The organism is Microbacterium umsixpiens (assembly GCF_053543675.1).
The window spans coordinates 22,541-23,423 of sequence record NZ_JBLVOH010000113.1; the positions used below are offsets into that span (position 1 = coordinate 22,541).

The following is an 883-nucleotide window of genomic DNA, read 5'->3' on the forward strand; positions in this document are numbered from 1 at the left end:
GTGGGGCCCTCCTCCACGATGTGACCGCGGAACATCACGACGATGCGGTCGGCGCGCTCGGCAGCGAGGGCCAGGTCGTGCGTGATGAGGAACACGGCGGTGCCGAGGTCATCGGTGAGCGCATCGAGCTGGTCCAGGATGCGCCGCTGCACGGTCACGTCGAGGGCCGAGGTGGGCTCGTCGGCGATCAGCAGGCGCGGCTTGCAGGCGAGCCCCATCGCGATCAGCACGCGCTGGCGCATACCGCCCGAGAACTCGTGCGGGTACTGGTGCGCCCGCTGCGCGGCATCCGCGATCCCCACCATCTCGAGCAGCTCGACGACCCGTGCCTTCGTGGCATCGCCGTGGGTGTGGCCGTGCACCTCGAGCGCCTCGCCGATCTGCTCGCCCACGCGCATGAGCGGATTGAGGTTCGACATCGGGTCCTGCGGCACGAGGCCGATCCCGGCACCGCGCAGGGAGACCATCGCGTTCTCGGGCAGATCGGTCAGCTCGCGCCCGTCGAAGCGGATGCTGCCGGCGGTGATCACACCGTTCTCCGGCAGCAGACGGTTGACAGCGGCGGCGGTGGTCGACTTGCCCGACCCGGACTCCCCGACGATCGCGACGGTCTCACCGGCGGCGACGTCGATGCTGATGTCGCTGATGGCGGTGACCAGTTCGGAACCGGTTCGGAAGGCGACGGCGAGGCCGCTGATGCTCAGCACGGGCTCGGTGGTGCTCATGGTGTTCTCGTTCCTTCGTTGTCGTCCAGGTCGTTGCCGCCCAGGAGTGCGGGGAGCGCGGTGCGCCACAGCGCCTCGGTCGGCGCGGGTTCGGGGGCGAAGAGGCGGTTGCTCAACAGGACCGCGGCGGTGCCGGTGCCCGGCACGAATCCCAGCGC

General features: G+C 70.1%; 1 protein-coding gene. It reads right to left on the reverse strand.

Features of this window, described 5'->3' with window-relative positions; translation table 11 throughout:
- The coding region (locus tag ACNPM4_RS11375) for an ABC transporter ATP-binding protein (protein WP_448985781.1) at window positions 1–725 on the reverse strand (725 nt) is incomplete at its 3' end.
- Window positions 726–883 lie beyond the last annotated feature (158 nt).